We start from the raw sequence: 1,726 nt of genomic DNA on the forward strand, positions 1-1,726 counted from the left end.
ACCTTTTCATTTTCGGCAGTTTACTTATATTGAAGTCATGAAACTTTCAACTCTCCTGCTACTATTTCTCGTTTCATCATTAAATCATACTGGTTCCGCACAAGTCGATTCCGCCTACATAGAATTTATTCCACAGATGAGTCAATCCAATAACGAAGGAATTATTTATGCTGCGAACGGTCACTACAAATTGTCTCCGAACACTTCTTATAAAAGTAGAATTCCGGGCATGGTTCGCGTTAATCCTGAGAGCCTAGTCTATGAGGATAGCCTTTTCACAGTTGCCTCTCATAGTAGTATGTCTAAACTCGAGTCGTATAAATATCCGCTCAATTATTACATGGAAATTACTGAATTCGTGTATAACGACTTAATAGCGGTGTATGAAGGGTCAAGTGATAGAGAATTATCGATTGATGAATTAAGACTTAAAAGAGGTTTGAAATTCCAAGATATTTCTGATCATAATAAAAAGCGTTTAGCCGCCAGATACAATTTTGCTGAAATTGAAAAACAAAAAACCAAGGACTCTATTATCAATGTGCAACGAAGAAAACTCTTGCTCGACTTAGTAAGGACACCAGTTAAGAGAATTGATAATCTTGACACTCTGCCTATTCCGGGTCCAAAATATTTCAAGAAAGTTGATTATTTCAAAGTGTTTCCGCACCTATTGGATTCAACGGAACGCGCGCATCAAATATTTAGAAGTGAAAAGCTTCAAGGTTCTGTTAACGAATTTTTACGACCGTATTACTTTTCTAAAACTGAAGTTAGCAATTCTGATTATCGCGAGTTTACTCGTTATGTTGGTGATTCCGCGATTTTACACTATGCGTACTGGAACGTCAATAATGATAGCTTGGAAATGTCTTTGCTTAATTGCTCTCAAAAAGAACGCGATTCCCTTGACCCTAAAATGATGCAAGAGAATTATGAAGTCTATGGTTTAAAGCGACCATTTGAATCGAATTTAGCCTTTAGAATGAATGAAAGTTGGTACCTAGCCTTAGAGCCACTCTATTACCATTCGGGTAGCGAAGCTCTAGTTTATAAGAATGATTTGATGGTGGATGTCATTCAATATCCAAACCGACAGGGTAAAATGATCGAAATTTACCCAGACACAACCGGATTGATCGAATCAAACAGCTGCTTAAATGACTTTGAAAAAAAATGTTACAATTGGCACCCGTTTTTTAATGATTACCCAGTGCTCAATGTTAGTCCTAATCAACTGGAGGCGTATTGTCTATGGAAGGAAAGAATGCTAAAAAAGAAATTTGAAAAGCGTGGGTACAGTGTGTCAGTAAGCCTCCCTTCTGTCATGGATTATGAATTAGCAATGAAATCGATCGTACCTAAGTCGGTGAACAGGTATATCGCGGATCAGTCGAATGAAGATTACATAAAGAGTCCTATGAGTTGCGATATTAGACCATTTCGATACGAATTCAAAACCAAGCTCAAACACATTTTCAAAGTGGGTTTAAAAAACTATTTTAAACCCAAAGAAGATCTAACGCTAGACGAATACAAATATTCAGAATGGTTTGAGAAGAATAAAACTGGAGATCTAGAGTTTATTAATGGGAATGCGTCGGAATACAGCTCCACGCCTGTTACATATGAGCTCCTCTCCTACTATGGGATTTCGAAGCCAGTTTGGCCATTGGATCAATATGTTTTTGTACTAGGTTCTAATTATCGCGAAGATATTCTGGCA

1 protein-coding gene is annotated in these 1,726 nt (G+C 37.3%); it reads left to right on the forward strand.

The features are described from left to right. Positions 1–37: 37 nt before the first annotated feature. Positions 38–1,726: hypothetical protein (locus HRT72_08835; protein NQY67811.1), on the forward strand; the 1,689-nt coding region annotated here is incomplete at its 3' end.

This window comes from Flavobacteriales bacterium (assembly GCA_013214975.1).
Lineage (GTDB): Bacteria > Bacteroidota > Bacteroidia > DT-38 > DT-38 > DT-38.